Source organism: Undibacterium sp. GW821-FHT07F11 (assembly GCF_059418665.1).
Map to the genome: position 1 here is coordinate 124145 of NZ_JBWKQH010000008.1, position 24092 is coordinate 148236.

General features: G+C 51.9%; 12 protein-coding genes and 1 pseudogene. 8 read left to right on the forward strand and 5 right to left on the reverse strand.

Annotated features, from left to right (window positions below; all coding sequences use genetic code 11):
* Positions 1-26: 26 nt before the first annotated feature.
* The 5 genes and pseudogenes from AC07OI_RS20230 to AC07OI_RS20250 all read left to right on the forward strand — a co-directional run.
* A complete protein-coding gene (locus AC07OI_RS20230) occupies positions 27-2144 on the forward strand; it encodes an EAL domain-containing protein (RefSeq protein ID WP_492706645.1) in 2118 nt (705 codons plus the stop codon).
* Between the two features lie 6 nt (positions 2145-2150).
* Positions 2151-5480: a PAS domain S-box protein gene (locus tag AC07OI_RS20235; RefSeq protein WP_495258502.1), complete on the forward strand. Its 3330-nt coding sequence runs from the start codon at positions 2151-2153 to the stop codon at positions 5478-5480.
* A 256-nt stretch (positions 5481-5736) separates the two neighbouring features.
* Entirely contained in the window at positions 5737-8649 is a 2913-nt protein-coding gene (locus AC07OI_RS20240; protein ID WP_495258503.1) for an HD domain-containing phosphohydrolase, read from the forward strand.
* 279 nt (positions 8650-8928) lie between these two features.
* Positions 8929-9573, forward strand: a complete 645-nt coding sequence (locus tag AC07OI_RS20245) for a hypothetical protein (RefSeq protein ID WP_495258504.1) — start codon at positions 8929-8931, stop codon at positions 9571-9573.
* 161 nt (positions 9574-9734) lie between these two features.
* A pseudogene (locus AC07OI_RS20250) lies at positions 9735-9816 on the forward strand (LysR family transcriptional regulator); the annotation flags it as partial.
* Positions 9817-10236: 420 nt separating this feature from the next.
* On the opposite strand, the gene AC07OI_RS20255 reads toward AC07OI_RS20250, so the two are convergent.
* From AC07OI_RS20255 to AC07OI_RS20265, 3 genes are all read right to left on the reverse strand, one after another.
* Entirely contained in the window at positions 10237-11976 is a 1740-nt protein-coding gene (locus AC07OI_RS20255) for a pentapeptide repeat-containing protein (RefSeq protein WP_492706637.1), read from the reverse strand.
* A gap of 17 nt (positions 11977-11993) precedes the next feature.
* Positions 11994-15581 carry an NHL repeat-containing protein gene (locus AC07OI_RS20260; RefSeq protein WP_495258505.1) on the reverse strand — a complete coding sequence of 1196 codons (3588 nt, stop codon included), beginning with the start codon at positions 15579-15581 and terminating at the stop codon, positions 11994-11996.
* Between the two features lie 407 nt (positions 15582-15988).
* On the reverse strand, positions 15989-17452 hold the full coding sequence (locus AC07OI_RS20265) for an MFS transporter (RefSeq protein ID WP_495258506.1): 1464 nt from the start codon (positions 17450-17452) through the stop codon (positions 15989-15991).
* Between the two features lie 128 nt (positions 17453-17580).
* Here AC07OI_RS20265 and AC07OI_RS20270 point away from each other — a divergent pair, with 128 nt between their 5' ends.
* The 3 genes from AC07OI_RS20270 to AC07OI_RS20280 all read left to right on the forward strand — a co-directional run bounded on the left by AC07OI_RS20270 (position 17581) and on the right by AC07OI_RS20280 (position 21201).
* Positions 17581-18456, forward strand: coding sequence for a LysR family transcriptional regulator (locus AC07OI_RS20270; protein WP_495258640.1), 876 nt, complete (start codon positions 17581-17583; stop codon positions 18454-18456).
* 362 nt (positions 18457-18818) lie between these two features.
* Positions 18819-20846: an ATP-binding protein gene (locus AC07OI_RS20275; protein WP_495258507.1), complete on the forward strand. Its 2028-nt coding sequence runs from the start codon at positions 18819-18821 to the stop codon at positions 20844-20846.
* 16 nt (positions 20847-20862) lie between these two features.
* Positions 20863-21201 carry a hypothetical protein gene (locus AC07OI_RS20280; protein ID WP_495258508.1) on the forward strand — a complete coding sequence of 113 codons (339 nt, stop codon included), beginning with the start codon at positions 20863-20865 and terminating at the stop codon, positions 21199-21201.
* Between the two features lie 119 nt (positions 21202-21320).
* Here AC07OI_RS20280 and AC07OI_RS20285 read toward each other — a convergent pair whose 3' ends face one another.
* Together AC07OI_RS20285 and hydA are read right to left on the reverse strand one after the other, a co-directional pair.
* Complete coding sequence (locus AC07OI_RS20285; RefSeq protein WP_495258509.1) at positions 21321-22562, reverse strand: Zn-dependent hydrolase; 1242 nt, start codon at positions 22560-22562, stop codon at positions 21321-21323.
* 37 nt (positions 22563-22599) lie between these two features.
* Entirely contained in the window at positions 22600-24012 is a 1413-nt protein-coding gene (hydA, locus tag AC07OI_RS20290) for a dihydropyrimidinase (protein ID WP_495258510.1), read from the reverse strand.
* Positions 24013-24092: the final 80 nt, after the last annotated feature.

Sequence of the window (24092 nt, forward strand, 5' to 3'; positions counted from 1 at the left end):
AAACCAAAACGATACATTGATAACTTATGTCTTCTAGCTTAAATCGTCTGATTCAGCTCCTGCGCTTGCGCCGTATAGGTATGCGTCTGGCGCTCAGCTATGGTTTGCTGCTGATTTTATTCAGTATTGTATTGCTGTTGCCAATTTCACAAATTCGCAACATGACTGCGCGTAATGAGCAATTTGCCCGCAAAGAGGTGCAAAGTCTTTTATATGTGCAAGAACTCAGTGTCGCAACAGAAAACGTCGGAAGAGCCCTGTTGCAATTCCTGACTGTTCCTTATGAACAACGTGTTCCTGAATACACCATCGTCGATGAAAAAAATCGCCGCATAGATCGTCTGATCAGCGATCTCGAAGCCAGCCTCAGTGATGATGAGCAATTGAAAAGCCTGAAAGTCCTCAAGCAAAAACGGGCGATCTACAATCAGCACTATCTTGATACAGTCAACCAGCTGGAAGATGAAGGGCAAGATGCCGCCAAGGCCAGTTTTATCACGCGGGTAAAACCTGCGCTGGATGCCTTGTTGGATCAGTCAAAAACCTTCCTCAAACGCGAGCAGGAGCTGATCCAGACGCATCAGGCGGAAGCGCAACTGGAATTGGAAGAAACTGGCAAGATGGTGGCCATGCTCTCAATATTTGGCGTGATCCTGGCTGCGGTACTGGCGTGGCTGACTACCCGTAGCGTGGTCAGGCCGCTGGCACGTCTGGAAACCAGCGCCTTGCAAATTGCCAGAGGTGATTACCAGACACGCTTCATCCCCAGCAAGACTGAAGAAGTAGCACGCGTCGGTGAAGCCCTGAACACCATGGCTGAAGCCATAGGCATACGCGAACAAGCAGTAGAGCGTCTGGCGTATTACGACAGCCTGACCGGCTTGCCCAACCGCACCCTGCTGCTCAAAACCCATGAAGGCCAGGGTTTACCCCACCAGGGCTTTATCCTGATGGACCTGGCACGTCTGAAAGTCATCAATGAAACCCTGGGTTTTGATACCGGTGATACTGTCATATCAGATGTGGCCATGCGTCTTAAAACAGTTATCGGCGGCGATACTGCGTCACAAAAACCATGGCTCGCCAGACTGGCTGGCGGTGCGTTTGCCATACTTTGCCATGACAGCTCCAAAACTGCGATTGAAGACTTGCACCAACGCATAGATGCTGCCATGGCCGATCCGGTCAAGTGCGGCCAGCACTCGGTCGATGTCAGTCTGGTATATGGCTTTGCCATCACCGCAGCCACACCCTTGCCCTTGATGACCCTGATCAGAAATGCTGAAGTTGCCCTGTATGCGGCCAAACGCAGCGCCAGCTCATCCGCCTGGTACACCGATGCGCAAGAAGCTTCGCGCCTGACCCATCTTAGCCTGTTGTCTGACTTGCGCTCTGCTGTCAGGGAATCAGAATTGCAAATGTGGCTGCAACCCAAGCTGTATCTGCAATCTGGCAAGGCCTATGGTTTTGAAGCGCTGGTGCGCTGGCAACATCCTGTACGCGGTTTTATTTCGCCCGCAGAGTTTGTCCCCTTTGCTGAACGCACAGGCTATATCAGCATGCTCACCATGTGGATGCTGGAACAAGCCATCGTCACACTCAAAAACTGGCAAGAAAAATATCCCGGCCAAACCATTGCCGTCAATGTCAGCACCCATGATTTGCGTGACACCAGCTTCCCGGACCAGATTGCGGCCCTGTTGCGTCAGTATGACCTTGACCCCAAATTGCTGAAGCTGGAGATTACCGAGAGCGGCATCATGGAAGACCCGGGCAGCACCATAGAATTGCTGAACCGACTGCGCGCCATTGGTCTCGATTTGTCTATCGATGATTTTGGTACTGGCTATTCTTCCCTGTCCTACTTGCAGCGCCTGCCCGTCAGTGAACTCAAGATAGACCGCAGTTTTGTCACCGATATCGACAAACTGCCCACGACCCAGGGTCTGGTCAAGGCCATCATAGAAATGGGCCATGGCCTGGGTTTGAGCGTGATTGCCGAAGGCATAGAAACCGCAGCCGAACGAGAAAGCCTGCGCCAGCTTGGTTGTGATTCCATGCAAGGCTATTTCGCCAGCAAACCGCTGTATGGCGAAGGCTTACAAAAATGGCTGGACGGTCTGGCAAGCCACGCTCACGACTGATTCACGATGCAAGCACCTGATTTTCCTGTCGATGAGATATTGCGCCTGCAAACCCTGCAAGCCTGCGCCATACTGGACACACCGCCAGAAGAGCGTTTTGACCGGCTGACGCGGCTGGCAAGTCACCTGTTCAAGACACCCATCGCTCTGGTTTCCCTCATCGACAGTGAGCGTCAGTGGTTCAAATCAAAACAGGGTCTGGATGTCAGCGAAACGGCGAGAGATATTTCTTTCTGCGGCCATGCGATACTCAAGCCAGATATCCTGTACGTCGCCGATGCCAGCCAGGATGCGCGTTTTGCCGACAACCCTCTGGTCAGCCATGTCCCCAATATCCGCTTTTATGCTGGCGCCCCCTTGCGCGCACGTAACGGCCAGAGCCTGGGCACCCTGTGCATCATCGACACCAAACCGCGCATACTCAGCGCAGAAGACCTGGCTGCCCTGCGTGACCTGGCTGATTGTGTCGAGAGTGAATTTTCACGCGAAGAACAGCAAAGACAATTGCATGCCTTGCTATCGCTGACTGCCATCACTGCCCTGTCGCACCAGAACCCTGAAGCAGCCTTGCAACAGACCCTGGCCATGGCCTGTGACTATCTGGGTATGACTTGCGGCCAGATCAGCCGCGTGCAAGCAGGTGGCAAAGCCAGCCTGGTCTGTCAGTCCGGAGATTCTCTGCATCCTGAAATGGCAAGCTCGCATTCTGCACCGCTGTGCATCCTGCCAGAAGATGCGAACAAGGGCCTCATTCATGCGGCAGACCTGGCAGAAAGCAAGTACAGGGGCAAAGTGCCTGCACAGATACAATGCCTGATAGGCCTGCGCCTGCATATCAATGCCAGGGATGATGCTGCACTGTGTATCTGGCATACCGAGCCAAGGTCATTCCCGTTTTCAGAAGTAGAAACAGAATTTGTACGCCTGCTGGCCGACTGGGTCACTGGCGTCATGAAAAGACAGGAACTTGACCGGCAACTGCAAAGGCAACGTGCACTCAGCGACGCCATCGCCATGGCACAGGCTCTGTTCATACGTGAAACAGATCAGGAAAAAGGCTTTGAATCACTGCTGGCTGCGATCTTGAAACTGACAGGCAGCGCTTACGGCTTCATTTGCGAAGTCAAGAATAATACTGTCAGCAATCCTGCCCTGAAAAGCATGATGCTGGCCTGGAATACACTCAGCCCGAATATTTCCAGCACTAGCCTGGACACCGCCGCCAGGGATATCGCCTGCCTGCAATTAAAATCCAGATATGGCGCAGCCCTCAGATCAGGGCAAGCAGTCATCGACAATGCAGCAGATGCGCTCGACAAGGTTTTTCCTGCACATTTCGATGCCTTGCAATGCTTCTTGTGCATACCCGTGCAATACGATGGCGAACTGATAGCCCTGGTCGGTATCGCCAACAAGCCAGATGCCTACGACCAGTATGTAACAGAATTCTTAAAACCCCTGTTCAGCACGCTTGGTCAGTTGATCAGCGCAGCACGTGCGCAAAAGCGCAGGTATGAAACTGAGCGTCAACTGGTCAATGTCATCAAGGGCACCAATATCGGCACATGGGAATGCAATATCCTCACCGGCGAAACCATCTATAACGAGCGCTGGGCCGAGATGCTGGGTTACACCCTGGCAGAACTGGAGCCCACTACCGTTGATACCTGGCTCAAGCTATGCCATCCTGAAGACCTGAAGCTGACCAGCGCCATGATAGAACAGCACTTCAGGGGTGAAATCGAGTACTTTGATCTGAAGAGCCGCATGCGTCACAAGGACGGCCACTGGATATGGATACATGACCGTGGTTGCGTCGTCAGTTGGGGGCCCAATGGCGAACCCCTGATCATGTCAGGCAGCCATGCCGACATCACCAAGCAAAAAGAAGCGGAAGCAGAACTCGAACACGCCTATGAATTGCTGGAAAAATCCAATACTGCCGCGCGCATAGGTACCTGGGGCTTTGAAGTCAAAACCCGCAAGCTGCAATGGAGTAAAGTCACCCGGCAGATACATGAAGTTGATGAGACATTTGAATGCGGTGTTGATAATGCCATAGCTTTTTACAAAGGCGCAAAAAACCAGCAAGAAATTCGTGAATTATTTGTCAGGGCCATACGCGAGAATATTTCTTTTGATAGCGAATTTTGTATACTCAGTGCCAAGGGCAATGACAGATGGGTACACGTAATCGGCTTCCCGCAATTTGAAGAAGGCGTGTGTGTACGTGTCTACGGCACCTTTCAGGATATCAGTGAGAGAAGAGCCGCCGCAGAAGACTTGCGCGACCAGGCTGCCCATACCAGCGCAGTACTTGATAATGTGCTGGATGGCATCATCACCTTTGATGACCAGGAGATCATCCTCAGCGTCAACAATGCAGCAGCACATATTTTTGATTATGCCGTTGACGAATTACTGGGTCAGAACATACGCCAGATCATCCCCTATCCCGTGCACGAAAGCGACAATGAACAAGCGCAAAAAGCCGGCATACAAAACATCATAGGCATAGGGCGCGAAGTGGAAGCCCGTCGTAAAGATGGCAGCTTGTTCCCGCTTGATTTGTCGGTATCCACCGTTTCAAGATTAGGGCAACCACTGTTCATCGCCCTGATGCGTGATATTACCGAACGCAAGCGCACTGAAACCATCAAGAATGAATTTATCTCTACAGTCAGCCATGAATTGCGCACACCCCTCACCTCTATCTCGGGCGCACTTGGTCTGATTTCTGGCGGCGTCTTTGGCAGCTATCCAGAACGCATGAAACAGATGATCGATGTCGCCAACAAAAACTGCCAGCGTCTGACCTTCCTCATCAATGACTTGCTGGATATGGAGAAACTCACGGCAGGCAAGATGACATTCCGCCCTGAAACGATCGCCATACGCGAGTTGCTGCAACAGGCGGTGGAAGCCAATCAGACCTTTGGTTCAGAACGTGGAGTCAGCCTGCAACTGGCAAAACGAATGCCGGAGATCAATATCTCGGTCGATACCCAGCGCTTCATGCAAGTCTTGTCGAACTTGTTGTCAAATGCCATCAAGTATTCACCTGAAAATGATGTGGTCAGCATCGAAGCAGAAAAGCGGGGACATAAGCTGCGCATCATCGTCATTGATCACGGCGTCGGCATACCGCATGAATTCCGCGACAGGATATTCCAGAAATTTGCCCAGGCAGATTCTTCTGACACACGGCAAAACGGCGGCACCGGCCTGGGCCTGGCCATCACCCGCGAACTGGTAGAAAGAATGGGCGGCACCATAGGTTTTGAATCGATACCCGGACAAGCCACCAGGTTTTATGTGGATTTGCCGGTCTCTTGAAATGCCTTGAAGCATTGCGCTTCACTTCATCAACTCATTTCTTCATCATCAACGCAACACTTCACGAGTGCATCAATTTCTCATTGCCAACGCATTGCCAGCAAGTGAAAAGTTTTCGTGCATTATTAGATAAAGCACTACCACAATTATTGCTTTTTAGATATGCTCATTACATATCTTATTTGCTTTGCTCTTTGCTATATTCATTGCTTCACTTCTTCCACCGCGTCACCCACCAAAACAGGCGGACCAGGCAATGCGTGCAACCAGGAATGTTCAATTCTATATCTACATCTCGTATCTCTTTACTGCATTGATCCTTATCTTTGCCATCGCCATGGGCACTGTGCAATTCAGCCGCATGAGCCAGATCATATTGGCGCAAGCCAATAGCAGCTATGCCCTGATAGGTAATGAAGTCGCCAGCAATGTCAAAGACATTTATGAACCGGTAAAAAACCAGACGGAGATACTTGCCCAATCACATCCCATCTCTGGCAAAGATCTGAACGAACGTCTTACCCACGTTAACTATCTGGCCAAGGCCATCGTCAGCGTCAAATCTGCGACCTCTGCTTATGTGGGTTTTGCCAATGGCGAATTTTTTCTGCTACGCCAGTATGCCAAATCCAATGGTGGGCAAGACATATTCAAGGCACCGGATAAAACAGCCTGGATAGTGCAAAGCAGCAGCATGGATGCGGGCAAGATGGTAGAACACCTGGTGTATCTGGACGACAGGCTCAATGAAATCAGCCGCCAGCAAATCCCTCTGCGCAATTATGACCCGCGTCAGCGTGGCTGGTATGAAACCGCCATGAAAAACGCCAGCCAGGCCAATGTCAGCGAACCCTATTACTTTTTCACGACCGGCCAGATAGGCGTGACTTATGCACAAAAAATTGTCGATGCCGATGCTGTCGTCGGCATCGACATAGAAATGCCCACCATCCATGAAACCATCAGAAACAGCAACGTCACCCCTTCCACCAGAATCGCCCTGATAGATAGCAAGGGTCAGTTGCTAGCCTGGCAAAACGGCAAACAGCCCGCCTATAAACCACAGATCGTCACCAAGCTCGATGGTACCCAGGGCATGCCCACCCTGGCTGAGCAAAATGCCCCAGTCCTCAATAAAATACGCGAACTCGACAGCAGTACTGGCAATAGCAGCCAGACACTGGATGCAATCGATAAAACCTGGGCGACCTATCAGGGCAAGATAAATATCCCCGGCGGCCATGACCTGCGCATACTCATCGCCAGCCCGCATGAAGAATTACTGGCCGATATCATCAGGATGCGCGAGCAAACGAGCTTGCTGTTTCTGGTAATGCTGATGATAGGCATAGCTGTCACCATTTACTTCTCGCGCCTGGCATCCAACCCCCTGAAACAATTGAATGACGAAGCCAGCAAGATTGCCCGCTTCGATTTCAAGAGCCCCATCAATATCCAGTCACGCATCAAGGAAATTGCTGATCTCAGCAATTCCATGCGCGGCATGAAGGCGACCATACGCTCCTTCCTCGACATTGCCAGCAGCCTGGCATCAGAAACCAATTACGACAAATTGCTGGCACGGGTACTAAAGGAAATGTCAGAAATCACCGAAGCCAAATCCGGTATCCTCTATCTCTATCAACCGCAAGACAAGGCCATGCAAGTGGTGCAAGCCTATGTTGATCATCAGGTATTGGAAACCAATGCACACAGCATCAGCATGGCAGATGAGAACCACCCCGTCATACAGGCGTGCAAGTCCCGCAGCAGCATTTGCCAGTTGCAGGCAGCGGACCTGACACGCTACTTCAGCACCCTGCCTGCCACCGACCACACCACCACCCTGATCGCCATCCCCTTGAAAGATAGGAGCGGCACGCTGGTCGGCGCAATCGCCCTGGTGATAGATGATGCAAACATAGACCCGGGCAGGCAAGCCATGGCCGAAGCAGTATCTGGCGCAGCCGCAGTCGCCATCGAAAACCAGCGCCTGATACAGGAACAAAAAGCCCTGCTGGAAGCCTTCATACAACTCATCGCCAGCGCCATCGATGCCAAGAGCCCCTACACCGGCGGCCATTGCCAGCGTGTACCGGTACTCACAAAACTATTGGCCCAGGCTGCCTGCAAGGAAACCGAAGGTCCCTTTGCCGGCTTCCAGCTCACAGACGCAGAATGGGAAGAACTGCACATCGCCGCCTGGCTGCATGATTGCGGTAAAGTCACGACACCTGAATACATCGTCGACAAAGCCACAAAGCTGGAAACCCTGTACGACCGCATCCATGAAATACGCATGCGCTTTGAAGTCTTGAAACGCGACGCGCAAATCGATTACTGGCAAGCGGTAGCCAATGGTGGTAATGCGACGGAATTGAAAACCCAACTAGACGCAAATATCGACAAGCTGGACAGTGATTTCGCCTTCCTCGCAGAATGCAATGAAGGCGGTGAATTCATGGCCCCCGATAAAATCGCCCGCATACAAGACATCGCCGGACGCCACTGGCTCAGGACACTGTCTGACCGCATCGGCATTTCCCACGATGAAAAAGAACGCAAAAACCGCACAACAGAACCCAGCTTACCAGTGCAGGAACAGCTGCTGAGCGACAAGCCAGAACACATCTTCACCAGATCACCCCGCGACACCATCACACCTGACAACCCCTGGGGCTTCAAGGTCAAGGTACCAGAGCATCTGTATAACCGTGGCGAGGTCTATAACCTCACCGTGGCACGTGGCACCCTGTCAGAAGAAGAGCGCTACAAGATCAATGAACACATGATACAAACCATCATGATGCTGGAAAAACTCCCCTTCCCGCGTCACCTGGCCAGAGTGCCAGAAATCGCCGGTGGTCATCATGAAAAAATGGATGGCACAGGCTACCCCAAACGCCTGGCCGCCGCCGACATGAGCATCCCCGCGCGCATGATGGCGATCGCCGACATCTTCGAAGCCCTGACCGCTGCTGACCGTCCCTACAAGAAAGGCAAGACCCTGTCAGAAGCGATCAAGATCATGAGTTTCATGAAAAAAGACCAGCATATCGATGCAGAATTATTCGGGCTCTTCCTTAAATCAGGTGCCTATCTGGAATACGGCAGGCTGTTCATGAACCCTGAGCAGATCGATGAATTTGATATCCATGCCTATGTTTGATTTGTTCATTCGCATGCGTCTTTTTTACTGATACCAGCCCCTTACTTGTTTCACCGATCCGTCCCGGCGACGGATCAATCTGTTTTCTATACATGCAATGCTAAATTGCAAACTCAACAGTATTCATATGTGCAATAATAGTTTCCACGATGAAACTTTTTAAATAGTCTTATGTCTATCCGCCAAGGACAGTCATCTGATTTGCAAAAGACATCCCCAAAAAATAAATGGGTAAAACTCATTTGCAAACATCAACCCTGATTTAAAAAAAGAGAAAATATGAATGCAGATTTAATGCAAAGGCTGGCTGACTGCGAGCAATCCAACAAGCGCATGAAAAAACTGTTCTGGCTGCAAGCATTGGTTTTCCTGTGCATCGCCGTATGGTTCACTGCCTCGCCTACCCAGGCGCAAGGCCCGGATCAAAGCGGTATTATCAAAGCCAAAGAAATCGTCATCGTCGACAACAAGGGCATAGTCCGTGCCCGCCTTGGTGGTAACCTGCCCGATGCCATTATCGATGGCAAAGTCACACCGCGTGGCAGCAATGCGGCTGGTCTGATCATCTTTGATGAAGAAGGCATAGAACGCGGTGGTTATGTCACCCAGGACAATGGCAGCAACGCCATGATTACCCTCGACAGCAAGCATAAACAACTGGCTTTATTCGTCGCCGGGCCTGAAGGTGAAGCCAGCGCCCTGCGTCTCTGGAACAGTGACAATGGCATAGAATTACGCTCTGATGCAAATGGATCACGTCTCAGCGTGTCTGACCAGAATGGCGTCAAAATGCAACTGCCTGAAATCAAGCCATTGAAAGAATCGACCTGCAAATATTTTGCTGATCTTGAGAAAAAATATCCGGGCAAAAACATCTGCCGCAATAAATACAGTAAAGAAGCCTGCGACCCATGCATGCAGTAACACCCGGTATGACCCTGGCTGAATGAAGGCAGGAAAGGGCTTCCCTATACATATAAGGAAGCCCTTCTGTTCCATGCAAGCAGGCTTGCCGCTTCAAAATCTTACTTGCTCGCTGTTGCCCTGGTATAGCTGTTGATCAGATTCCGGTAATCAGTAATATGGCTGGGCGTGCCATAGGTATACCCAAATCAAAACTCAGCCGCCGCATCGCCCTGCTGGAAGAACGCCTGGGCGTGACCCTGCAACTCGAAGCCAGCGAACTGGGTGTCAAGGCATTAGGCACACGCTGCTGACGCCTGGCTGCCATCGCTGGTGCAGGCGTCGTGACACTGCCAGTGATGAGGAAGGAGAATTGAAGGATGGCCGCCTGGTCCAGCTCATTCCCTACTGGACGCAGAAGCACGGCATCGTCCACCTGGTGTTTCCATCAAGGCGGTGGATAAGGCTTGCCGTGTGCAGCCTGATTGATATGCTGGATGAATAATTTATGGACTTGCCGAATAACTGGAACTAAAGAAACAGCCTGCCGGACCCTCTGCATTTATTGTTTACTGCAAAGAGTACGAGATCCCCTGCCCTTCAGGGAGTTGGTCAGTCTGTCCTCTGGTGCGAACTATTTGTCTCGGCATCACCATCTTCACACACTGGCCAACCCTTGCCTGTTTATCTCCGTTTCTTCTGCAACTGCTTGAGCCGCCCTGGCCACGGCCACGATGTGGGGAAAGGTTTGAGGGTGTGCATTTTGTCCTCAGTGCAGGGGCCGGGTGCGCCGATGGGGCAGGTAGTGTTGGCGCTGGTGGAAATTTCAGGATCGATCTCCGTCGCCTCGTAATTGACGGGGAAAGTGATGCCACCAAGCTTGACGCTGAGACTGCCTTCGCCTTCGGAAATGCCAGCGTCGGTGAGGAAAGTGCCATCCAGTTTGGCCCCCGTGAAATTTGCGCCTTGCAGATACGCACTGGTCATGTTGACAGCGATGGTGTCGTAAGTAGACAAGTCGGCATTACTGAAGTCGCAACCAACCAAAAAAGCGCGGGTGAAGCTGGCACCAGTCATCATTTTTTGTTCGACCGCGCTAAAGTTAACAGCCTTGAGGTAGGCATTGCTGAAGTTGGTCAGGCGCATGGTAGCGCCATTGAATGTGGTTTCATCCATGCGCGCGCCGGAAAAGCTGGCACCCGAGAGGAGTGCATTTTCAAAGCTGCAGCCTGTCAGGCTCGCATTGGTAAAGTCTGCCGCTGGTAGTTCCAGTGTGGTTTCCAGGATGCTGGCCTTGAACTGGGCGGCGGGCAGGTTGGCATTGGACAGCTTGATGCCACGCATGATGGCATTATTGAAGTTGGCCCTTGCCCCGCTGAGCCCGCTCAGGTCAACGACTGTAAGGTCGGCGGACTGTGCATTGAGGTCGTCGATGTTGCTTGGTCGCTCAGTGATACGGGCATAGGCCAGTATCTTGTGGCTCCAGTCTTTACCAATCAGGGCGTATTTAAGTTTGCTGCGCACAAAGCGCATGGGAGCAGCAGCGGTAGAAGTCAGCACAAGTGGCGCACTATTGATGACGCTGAGCAGATCGCAGTTTGAAAAATCACAATTACCGCCGGTCAGCGTGCTGAGGTTAGTGCCTTTCATCAAGGCGAAAGTAAAATCTACCCCCGTCATGGCCGAGCCACTAAAATCGGCACCATCAAGTGTGGCGCGGCTAAAACTGGCCTTGTTGAAGGTTCCACTGGTAAGAATGGTGTCCTTGAGCAAAGCACGACTGAAATTGGCGCGGCCAAAATTGATGCCCGCCAGATTTTCGCCTGACAACTCAACGATGGCAGCGCCAGCCGGGGTAAAGTCAAAATGCGTGACCGACTTGCTGGCCTGCATCTGGTCCACGCCATCGCCAAGCTGCACGGCTGTCCACACAGCATTCGTGTCGCCTGCCATGGGCACGCTATTCAGATTACTCAAGTGACGCGCCTTGCTGATATCGTCCACTTCGACGAAATGCGGGTTACATATCAGGTCAAACAGTTTTGTCGGGTCCTGACCTTCAAGATAAAAACGCAGGTTGACTTTGACTCCAACCGGGGTGCGCAAACGGTCAAGCTTCAGACGTAATGGACGCACAGGCACAGGATAGAGCGGCATGCCAGTGGGCAGCGTGGTGGCTATCAGATGCGGGGTAAATTGATTGAAGCTGACAATCTCGCCATTGCTGGCTTGCAGCACGAATGTGCCATCACCCTTGGCAATGGCAAGAAAACTGCCCGCATCTGCTGGCAGTGGCACATAGGTGTCAGTGCCATTTTTGCGGATGGTAGTACGGTCTTTGCTGATCAGGCCCAGTCTTTGCTCCCACAGGATGAGCTTATGGTTACCAACGGTGAACTGAAATTTTCCGGCGAATGTTTTCATTGATATATCCTGGTGACTTAATGTTGTGGAGGTGCAGGTGGACGCCAGTGGCTGATGCCAGGTTCGGGGCGGCCATCTTTGCCAGCCAACACTTCGTAATTAAGGGCAAACAGGTTGCGCAGCAAGTCAACGGTAATGCGCGCCGCAGTGAAGTTGCCAGTGCTGGCGAGGAAGACACCTGCCGGGTCGTACAAATCCATGCGGTAGTCTTCGGGCTTGGCACCACTGCCAGTGTGACCAAGAATAAAGATATGGCCCTTGGCCTCAACCGCCATGTCAAGCAGGTTGAGCTTGCCAGGGCGCAGCGCCATGACAGGCACTTTGGTCAGTTCTTTGCCTTCGGGATTGGCAAAGTAGGCCACCGGATTGCCATTCACATCAAAACACTGGACGCGTACATTGCCTGACTCCAGCACCAGCACACGCCCATCCACAGCCAGGGCAACTGCTACCGGTGTCTTGATGAGGCCGTGGCGCTTGCCTTCGCCCGACATCAGGGTGGCCAGCGGCGCGCTGGCATCACTGCCAGCCTGGGTAGGCAAGCCAATACGGTAGATTTTGTGGATGCTGCGGTTGATGCCAAATACATAGCCATGCGGGTGTACCACCATCTGGTCTATGCTGTCGGGGAAGCGGCCCCAGCTCTGGTTGGCAACAGCATTGAATTCTGGCACGTGGCTATATTGCAAAGCCACCCGGCGCAAATGGAAGCCACCATCAGGATTGCGGGTTTCATGATAGACGCCACGGCTGGGGTCAATCAGGAAATTGCGGCCACTGCCATCGTCGGGCGATACCACGTCATACCCAATGCCACCACCACCGGTAAAGCCGACATGCTGGGTAGCGTAGGCTTTTTGCGGATGTTGCAGCACCGACAGGTTTTGCGTGGTGTACATGCTGGCATTGGTCGCTGGCCGCGATGCAACGTCAGGTGGCAGGTGCAGGTCAGTGGCCTTCCAGGCATAGCCTATCATTTCCGGATACTGTGCCACGGTGATGGAATGCAGTTTTTCGATGATGCCATGCTGACTTGAAGGCGACTTCATGGTCGCCAGTGGGGCAGGTCCCGCCTTCCAGACATGCTCACCATTTTTCATGGTGATTTTTTCCTGGTGTTCATAGATTGACCAGGCACCAAGTGGCACTTCGTTGATGTCGATTTCTATCGGTGGCACAGTGAGCACGGCCTGGCCATTGCTACCCTCCGCTTTCAGCCAGCCACTAGCCCCCTGCCCTGATTGCCAGCCATTCTCGGCATAGAAGAACACCAGCACGCGCAGGTTGCCAGCAGCGGGCACGCCATCGAAGCTGATGACGATATCGTCACTGATGGTTTCTGGCGGCAAGGTCTTGACCAGCCTTGGCAGGGTCGCGCCATTGTCATAAGCTACCACCACGCTCAAGTGATGGTGATGATCGGGGAATTTTTTGTACAGCTTGCTGGAGGTAACGGTAACGCGCAAGTCTATGCTGCGGGTGACTTCCGTGACGTGGGCACGTGGCGACTGACGTATGGCACTGGTAGTCTGCGCCAGTTGCGCCGCAGTGGCAGCAATATCAGCCAGTAACAGGGCCACGTTGATGAAAGGGATAGCTTTCTTGGCAGCACCAACGGCTATCATCTCGGCAATGATTTGCGTCAGTTGACCGAGGCCAGCCTTGGCCAGCACGACCAGCAGTTTTTTACCCACTGTCCATGCAGCCTTGGCGGGGTTGTCAGCAAAACCGATATACATCCCGACAAAGGCGGCCAGCAAAGCACCATAGACCGGTTTTTGCTTCAGCAGTTTCATCATGCCGCCAGAAGCCGTCAGGGCGGCCCCCGCCACCAGCAACATCGTAGGCAGCGCCATTTCTATGATCACAGTCATGATTATGCCCGGCGGGCAAGCCACCGGGTCATTCGCACCGCAACCCAGGCCACCCCAGGTGAAGCGTATGGTGCCAGCATCATGCGGCACCGGCACATCGAAGTGAGAAGAATCGGCAGACAAGGGTATGCCCATAATGGTTTCTACAGGGTCAACCATGCCGACATAGCGTTTATAGCTGTCACTGTCAAACACCGAATCTAACAAGGGGAAGCGCGAAGTCCAGTTCTCAGGTGCCTTGGCCTTGCCACTGACATCGAGAAATTCAACATAGCAAGACAAATGACGCAGCCAGTGATTTTTAAGGACGATGGTCAGGTTGCCATTCGCACCGCTGGAGAGCATGGGGAAGTGAAACACTTTCTTGGCTTCATCCGCCTTGCCTACTGCAAAATACGATTTGCCAAAGGCTGCGCCATTCGATGTGACCAGATACTGCAAAATCGTGCCACCACCCATCAGTATGCATTCAACCTGGGCATGCCTGCCGCTGGGCGAAGTGACCAGCGCCGCATAGCGCCCGGCGGCATTGGGCAAGGCCCGCAGCGGACCGGTCATGTCATCAAGCACGACAAACAGGTTTTGGTCGGCCAAGGCTTTTTGTGCGTCTTCATCAAAGGCATAGCTGGGTTTGTCTTCACGGCTGGACCAGGTGCCTTCAGCCCGCCAATTGCTGCCGGCTGGTGCAGCCTGGTAGCGCACATCCGGCTCGAACACCAGGCCATCGGTGGGCGTCAGGTTCTTCAGCCGCCAGCGCACATCGCTTGAGGCGCGCAGTTTTTCTGAGCGCAGCATATGCTTGGGTTGCACCTTGCCGTCATAGGCCGCGTCGGTCGTGCCGTACTGGGTAGACCAGGTCTGGCCACGCAACTCTTCTGCCTGGCTGGCATACACCAGCGCCCGCGACAATGCCTTGCTGATCGCATCGAGCACATCAGGATGCAGGCCCATGGTGAATACCGGCTTGCCGTCATCCCCCACCGCTGGCTGGTCGCCGTCATACACGCGCTCTACCGTAGACCAGTCATCAGGATGTTCAAGTATCTTCAGCACCACCAGATTAAAATCATTCAGGGCACGCCGTATGCATGCCTCGATCACCGTCACCGGCCCACCTTCAGTAGCAGCCTGGTTGAGATTGATCAGTTCAGGATGCTTGAACAGCAGCGCCACTGCAGTCTCATACGCATCCTGGTAATTGGCGATATGGTCAGGCGTGGCCTCTATCGCCTGCAATTGCGTCGACAAAAAATTCTGGCCAAACTGGCGATAAGCAAGCTTGGGGTGCAAGGCCTCATCAGGATTGGCGCGCAAGAGCTTGCGCCTTACGTCGCGCAACCTGGCGTCGCGCGGCACATGGATGCCCATGGAGATCGTGCGTTCGGTTTCATAACCGTCGACGATCACCGGCGTAGTCACCCACATCAGCGCTACTGCATCAGACGGCAAATCCACCTCGGCATAATGGCTGACGACCTCGTCAGGCACCATTTTCAGGAAACCATTTTTCTGCCGCCCCTCGACCAGCGACTGATCAGTATGCGGCGTAATATCGTATTCATTCATCGCCACATGCAGCTTGAAGCTGGCCGCCGGGCTAGGCGCGGCAGCGTGCAAGATATTGGCCGCAGGGTCGGTGACAGAAGTTGTAGTAGTAGCGGTGGCAGACAGATGCCGCGCAAGATCGAAATGAAGAAGGTGGCGCTCAGTCGCGCGCTCAGGCAAGGCCATGCGTATTTCCTTTGATGAAAAAATCGACTTAGAGAATTGCTGCAAACAAACAGACGGATGGGACGAACAGAAAAGGCATGAAAGTAGGGAAGATGGCAAAGTATCCAACATTCGGACAATGATCACAAGAACAATTTCTTACAAATTGTTACGACTTCAGGATTTTCCTGTTTCGACGATATGCGTAGCCTCGCCCTGGTAACGCAGGCGTCACATTCCTGGCGGTAATGAGAAGAAGAAAAAAAACTCGGAATGGCCGCCCCTGCCAATATTTACTACTGGTCACGGAAACACGACGTCGTTCGTCTGGCCTGCATTTGCAGATGCGGGGACATGAGTTTAGAGATTTACAGAAACTACCCAAACAATCAGGAATGACCAGGCCACTCCTGATTTTGCATGCGCAATCAATCTTGCTTGAATCTGGGAATAAACAGATACGTCAACACACTGGCAAGCGCATAGCTGCTCATCAGCACCACAAAAGCCACAGGCATGCGCCATGCCCAGTCTGCGGTCGCATGAAAAATCCCGCCCATGATGGCAACGCCAACCAGCGCACCAATCTGGCGACTGGCATTGACGGCGGCAGATGCGCTGCCTGCATAACGGGTTCCACATACTTGCAGCACGGTGGCGGTCATCGCGGGCAAGGCCAAACCCACCGAAACATTCATGACCATGGCGCACAGGGTCAGTAACTGCAGCATCAAGGCGGATGTCATATCACAGCTCAGTGTAGTCACAAGTATGCACAATGCCATCAAGGCTGCACTGGCCGTGCCAAACAATAGCGGATAGCGCGTGCCCACCCGTGCAGAAATCTGGCCCGACAACAGATTACCCACCATGAAAGAAAACATCATGGGCAGCATTTGCAAACCGGTCTGGCTGGCTGTGATGTGCAAGGCATCCTGGAAAAAAATACCCAACAAGAAGATTTGCGCGAAGGTAGAAAAACTGATCAGGAAACCTATACCGCTCGCCGCCGGGAAAGTCGCATTGGCAAACAGGGCGCGCGGCAACAAGGGATGAGTGCCACGCCGCTCTTGCACTACCAATGCCAGCGCACTGATGGCCATGCCAGCCAGCAGCAACATGACAAGTGCAGATTGCCAGCCATAAGCCGGGCCTTCGATCAGGATGAAAGTCAGGCTGACCAACGCCGCAACGAGCAAGGCATGACTGAGCAGGGACAGCGGTCTGGGGTGGGCAGGTGCTTTGGGTATCATCTTCTTCACCATCAGCACACCCAGTATCCCCAACGGGATATTCACCATGAAAATACTGCGCCATCCAAACTGCTGCATCAGCATGCCACCTATCAGCGGGCCACTGCCGCTGGCAACACCAACCAGTGCCGACCATATGCTCAACATTTTTGTGCGCTGTTTCTGGTCCTGGAAAGTATGGCTCATGAGACTCAATGAGGCAGGCATGAACAAGGCCGCCCCCAGGCCCTGCAATAGCCGCGCAATAATCAGCACAGTACCGCTATCAGCCAAGCCGCATAACAGCGACGCCAGGATAAACACCAGCAAGCCTGCCTGGTAAGTCGTCTTCGCGCCCCATCGCTCTGCAAGCGCGCCGCCGATAAGCAAGAGCGAAGCAAAACTCAGGGTATAGGCATCCACCACCCATACCAGGCGGCTCAGCGGCAGGGAAAAATTACTGGCAATCGCAGGCAGCGCGATATTGACCGAGGTAACATCCACCATCGCCATCATGAAACCCAGCGCCAGTGTCAGCAAGATCAGTGCTTCATCCAGCCTGCCCAGGCGCGGGCCGCCTGTCGCTGCCACTGCCGCTTCCAATGTTTCGCACTCATGCGCCAGATAGATACTGCCTTGCCCACCACTTGCCCTGCTCATGAGAACTCCTTTTTTAATAAGCCTGGGAGCATGGTAGTTGTCTTGTCTGATGCAGTAAATAAGCATAAGATCATCGCTATGATGCAAAAATGCATCATCAATTGAATACTGAAATGACTGCATCAAACATGGATTGGGACGACACAAGAATTTTCCTGGCGATTTATCGCGCTGGCACCCTACGCAGTGCAGCGGCCACGCTCAATATCGACCAGGCCACCGCAGGTAGGCGTCTGGCCGCGCTGGAACTGGCCTTGAATGCACGGCTGTTCCTGCGCACACCTTCCGGCTACGTGGCGACACCGGCAGGTGAACATGCATTAGCAGCCGCCGAGATGATGGAAAAAGCCTCAGACAAATTGCAGCGCGAAATCGCCGGGATTGATAACCGCCTCTCAGGCGTAGTGCGCGTTGCCACGTCCGACACCATGGCCAGCCACTTCGTCATCCCCGCCATGCAAAAGCTGCACGCTAGCCACCCCGATATCCGCATCGTGCTGAGCACCGCAACCCAACTGAGCAACCTCACCAGACGCGAAGCCGACATCGCAGTCCGCCTCGTCAGACCCACCGACCCAGACCTGATCGCCCGCCACCTGACCAAGCGCAAGCTAGGCCTGTTCGCGGCAAAAACCTACCTCGAAAAACACGAAGTAACAGCAGACAGCAAAGGCCTCGACGGCCACGACATCATCACCTATCAACACCGCATCGCACCCCGCCATGCAGAAAAAATCTGCGGCCTGCCCATCGCCAACGCCCGCGTCACCATGGAAGTCAGCAGCGTCATGATGATGCTCGAAGCCACCCGCGCTGGCATGGGCATAGCGGAACTGGCAGTCCACCTCGCAGAAAACGACCCCCTGCTCACCCGCCTGTGGCCAGAGCGGGAAGACAGCTACGACGTGTGGCTGGTCATGCATGGCGACCTTGCACGCACTGCGCGGGTCAGGGCTGTTGCGGATGCGATTGTTGGGTGTTTTCTGGGGAAAAAGGACGGCTAAGCAACAAACAAGAAAACCGACTAGTCTGTCAAAGATCAGTTATGACATGGCCGCCTGGTCCAGTTGCTTCTCTAATGCACACTGAAGCACGATATCGTCCATTTGATGTTTTCATCCAAGCAAGGGTTAAAACCAGCGTGCATAGTTTGTTTGACTCATTGGATGAGCAACTCAAGGGGCTGCTGAATAATTAGAAGTTAATATTTGTCAAATTATCACAGAATAAATTGACAATATAATCACATTCAATGCAGGATCTCTACATTAGGGGTCTATGGATTTATTTCCTTGCAATAAAAATATACGTAGTTGGTTTTTCATGAATTTGGTATTTCAAACAACTAAAATAATGGAATGAAACTGTGAGCTTACAAACAAATTTAAAGGGCCGCTTGCGCAATACATCGCTCCCTAAGAGCCATGGCCTAATGCCTATGTTTGAGGCAGTAGTTAACTCAATTCAATCAATTGAGGAAAAAGGAAATTTGCGTAGCGACGGACAGATTACTGTCGAACTTCTTCGCTTGAATCAAGGGAACCTTGATATCGGTGCAAAAGCTATCGCTCCCATAATTGGCTTTACTATTAAAGACAATGGTTGTGGCTTCAATCATGCCAATTTCAACTCTTTTGAAACACTAGACTCAGATCATAAAATTGAGAAAGGCTGCCGTGGTGTCGGCAGATTGATGTGGTTAAAAGCGTTTAAGCAAGTCGAAGTTATAAGTGATTTTATAGATCAATCTTCAGACCACCAGCGTAGATCATTTCGCTTTGATGAAAAATTGGGTGTGCATGCTAATGAGATTACCTCAACCCACGGCAAAGAAACTGGCACCACAATCAAATTAGTTGGGTTTGAAGAGCAATATAGGAAAGCCGCACCAAGTAGCGCTGAACCAATCGCCAATCAGTTACTAGAACATTGTTTGTGGTATTTTGTTCGGGAAGAAGGCGTGCCTAAGATTTTTTTCAAAGATGGCAATGACTTACTGGATTTAAGTGATCTCTATGACCTCCATATGCACACAGCAGCACATCATGAAAAAATTACTATCAAGGAGAAAATCTTTGAACTTACTCATATTAAATTCAGAGCATCAGTAAATAAGAAACATCAAATTGCCCTGTGTGCGGCAAACAGATTAGTAAAAGAAGAAAACATTCAAGGAAAAATACCTGGGCTGTATAACAAAATCGGTGATGCGATTGGTGAATTCACCTACACATGCTATGTTTCCTCAGATTACTTAAATGACCATGTTAGAACTGAACGCACATCTTTCAATATTACCGAGGATTTAGAGGGTATATTTTCTGACGCAGAACTCAGTTTAAAAGATATCCGTGATGCAGTCCTCGAAAGATCGAAAGAATATCTGTCGGATCTACTGTCTGAAAATCTAGCTGCTGGAAAAAAACGTGTTGAAGACTTTATAGCGACTCGAGCACCACGGTACAGACCTATTGTAAATTACGTAAATGATGCCGACCTAATCATCGATCCCGAAAAGACAGATAAAGAATTAGAACTTTATCTGCACGCTCAATGGTATGAAATAGAGCGAGAACTTTTAAGTGAAGGGCACGATATTATGCAGCCACAAATTGATGAATATGCCGAGGAATATAGCACACGACTGCAAGCTTATTTGCAAAAAGCTGAAGATCTGAAAAAATCAGATCTTGCCAACTACGTATCTCACCGCAAGGTCATTATTGATCTTCTTCAGAAATCCATAGAACGCCTGGACAACGGAAAATATGCGCGCGAAGATATGATTCATGAGCTAATCATGCCTATGCGAAAAGATTCAACCGAGGTTTTCTTAGACTCATGTAATTTATGGCTTCTTGATGAAAGACTTGCATTTCATAACTACTTAGCTTCGGACAAAACTTTAAATGCAATGCCTATCACCGAAAGCAATTCAAACAAGGAACCTGACTTATTGAGCCTACGGATTTTTGACAATCCTTTGCTAGTGCATAATCAATCAACTTTTCCACTTGCATCGATTACCGTGGTTGAGATAAAACGCCCTATGCGCAATGATATGAAAGAGGGTGAAGATAAAGATCCTATTCAGCAGTCACTTGATTATTTAGAGCGAGTACGTGAAGGAAAAGCAAAAACAGCATCTGGCCTCCTTATTCCAGGATCTCAATATATACCAGGATATTGTTATGTTTTGTGCGACTTAACTGAAAAAATGGTTAAGCGCTGCAAGAGTGCAAATTTAACCGTTACCGCTGATGGCATGGGCTATTTTGGATTCAACGACAACTTTAAAGCATATATAGAAGTAATCTCTTTTAACCAACTAGTAACAGCCGCAAAAGAAAGAAATAGAGCTTTCTTTGATAAACTCGGCTTACCAAGTAATTGATACACACAAGTAAAAAATGTCCCTGATTGTTTCCGTAATGTATATAGATGAACTGACTGGAAAATTTTCAGGCGAGATACCTTTATCAGCAGGAACAGAGTTGGCAGGACCGGAGCAGTGGCGAAAGTCATTATATGGATCGCCTGAAAGCGTTGAACTCGGGCTCTCTTTACTATGCTCACTCAAGCATCAGGATATTCTTGTATTTGGAAGTGATGTTGTCACGTTAAGAAATGAAGCCACTACCTTGCTGAACGCTTTAGATCATAACTTTGATTACAATCATCGGCTGTACAATATTATCCGTGCCTGTGAGCTTGCAATTGCTAACGGCGCAGCGGTATGGATTGCATGAAATGATACTGTTGAAAACCAAAAGATGATGCTTGAAGTAAAAACGGCGAAGTAAAAATTAACTTCGAGTTAAACCACAAGCATCTATCACAGCCGCCCTGAATCCTTCCTGATAAGCTGCTACACCACCCCAGCCCTCCCCAACATCGCATGCAACAACACATTGCACCCTGCCTCCAGGTGTTCTGATTTCGCATCTTCAATTTCATTATGGCTGATACCATCCTTGCAGGGTACGAAGATCATGCCTGATGGCGCCAGTCTGGCGGTGTAGATGGCGTCGTGGCCTGCGCCTGATACTACATCCATGGTGCTGTAGCCCAGGGTGGCTGTGGCTTCGCGTACGGCGTTGACGCAGTCTGGGTGGAAGGGGCATGGGGGGTAGTAGGAGACGCGTTCTACGCTGATGCTGAGGCCGCTGTCCTTGCTGGTCTTGTCGACGAAGGCGAGGATTTCATTGTGCATGGTGTCCAGCAATTCGGACGACACGTTGCGCAGGTCTATGCTGAATTTGACTTCGCCGGGGATGACGTTGCGGCTGTTGGGGAAGACCTGCACCATGCCTACTGTGCCACGGCCATAGGGCGGGTAGCGGTTGCCGATGTTGACGACTTCTTGCATGATTTTTGTGGAGATTTGCAGGGCGTCTTTGCGCAGGGCCATGGGGGTGGGGCCTGCGTGGGCTTCCATGCCGGTGACGATGCAGTCGTACCATGATAGGCCAAGCACGCCGGGGACGACGCCGATGACCTTGTCGGCATCTTCGAGTACCGGGCCTTGTTCTATGTGGGTTTCGAAGTAGGCACCGATGGGGTGCTGGCCTGGCACTTCTGTGCCTTTGTAGCCTATGCGCTCCAGTTCATCGCCTACGGTTTTGCCTTCGGTGTCTTTGGCGGCGTAAGCAGTCTCCAATGAGAATGCGCCGCAGAATACGCCTGAACCCATCATGACGGGGACGAAGCGTGAGCCTTCCTCATTGGTCCAGAAGGCGACTTCGATTGGTGCTTCTGTTTCTATGTTGTGGTCGTTGAGGGTGCGCACGACTTCAAGCGCGGCCAGCACGCCGTAGTTGCCGTCGAACTTGCCGCCGGTGGGCTGGGTGTCGATATGGCTGCCGGACATGATGGGTGGCAGTGCCGGGTTCTTGCCTGCCCTGCGCATGAAGACATTGCCTATCTGGTCTATGGTGACGGTGAGGCCGGCCTGCTTGGCCCAGGAGACGACGAGGTCGCGGCCTTGTTTGTCGAGGTCAGTCAGGGCCAGGCGTTTGACGCCACCTTTTTGTGTGGCACCAATTTGTGCCAGTTCCATCAATGAGTCCCAGAGACGCTGACCATTGATGCGTAGATTTGCCGTAGTCATGTTAAATCCTTCATGTTCAATCCTTCTTGATAATTTCTTACGCGCGCATTCTATTGAGCGCATGAAACATGGGCGAGAAGGACGGACGTTTGATATAGCGCCCTGCCCCCATCTCTGCCATTAATTCACCTTGTTTGAAAACCAGCTTGCCACCGCTGATGGTGTGAGTTGGTATGCCTTTGACGGTGCGGCCTTCAAAGACATTGAAGTCGCCTTTGGAGAATTGCGTTTTTGCGGACAGTGTCTTGGTGCCATTGACGTCCCACAGCACGATGTCGGCATCTGCACCTTCGGTAATCACGCCCTTGCGCGGGTAGATATTGAAAATCTGTGCGCAGTTGGCGGAGGTTACCTTGACGAATTCTGACGGTGTCAGGCGGCCAGTGTTGACGCCTGCATCCCACAGGATCATCATGCGTTCTTCTACGCCGCCACAGCCGTTGGGTATCTTGGTGAAATCATCCTTGCCTGCAGCTTTTTGGGCAGCGCAGAAGGTGCAGTGATCAGTGGCCGTGGTATGCAGGTTGCCGCCTTGCAGGCCTTGCCACAAAGCCTCTTGATGATGGCTGCTGCGGAAAGGTGGGCTCATGACATGGCCTGCCGATTGTGCAAAATCAGGGTTCTTGTAGACGCTGTCATCAATGACGAGGTGGCCTGCCAGCACTTCACCAAATACGCGCTGGCCATGTGCACGGGCGCGGGTGATGGCGTCGAGTGACTCCTGGCAGGATACATGGACGATGTAGAGCGGCGTGTTAAGCACATTGGCAATGGCGATGGCACGCTGTGCGGCTTCGCCTTCTACCATGGGTGGGCGTGACAGCGGGTGGGACTGTGGGCCTGTCATGCCCTTTTTCATGAGCTCTTGCTGCAGGACATAGACGAGCTCACCATTTTCTGCATGCACGGTGGGTATGGCACCGAGCTCCAGTGCGCGGGAAAAGCTTTTGACCAGGATTTCATCATCGGCCATGATGGCGTTCTTGTAGGCCATGAAATGCTTGAAACTGTTGACGCCATGTTCATTAACGAGCTTGCCCATATCAGCGTGAACGGTCTCATCCCACCAGGTAACAGCGACATGGAAGGAATAATCACCGGCAGATTTTTCTGCCCAGCTGCGCCAGATGTTGAAAGCCTCCATCAAGCTTTGTTGCGGGTTGGGGATGACGAAGTCGATGATGCTGGTCGTGCCGCCCGCCAGGCCAGCGGCAGTGCCGGTAAAGAAATCATCTTGCGTGACCGTGCCCATGAAGGGCAATTGCATGTGGGTGTGCGGGTCTATGCCACCGGGCATGACGTAGAGGCCTCCAGCGTCTATGACTTCGGCACCCGCAGGTGCGTCGAGGTTATCGCCGACGGCGATGATCTTGCCGTTGTCGCAGAGGACATCGGCTTTAAATTCGCGGTCTGCGTTGACGACAGTGCCGCCGCGTATCAGGATGGTCATGGCAGTTCCTTCATTAATTCATTGGGTGTGCGAGATCAGGGAGGTCGCTTCTCGTAAGTTGGGCTTCGCTTCATCAAGCC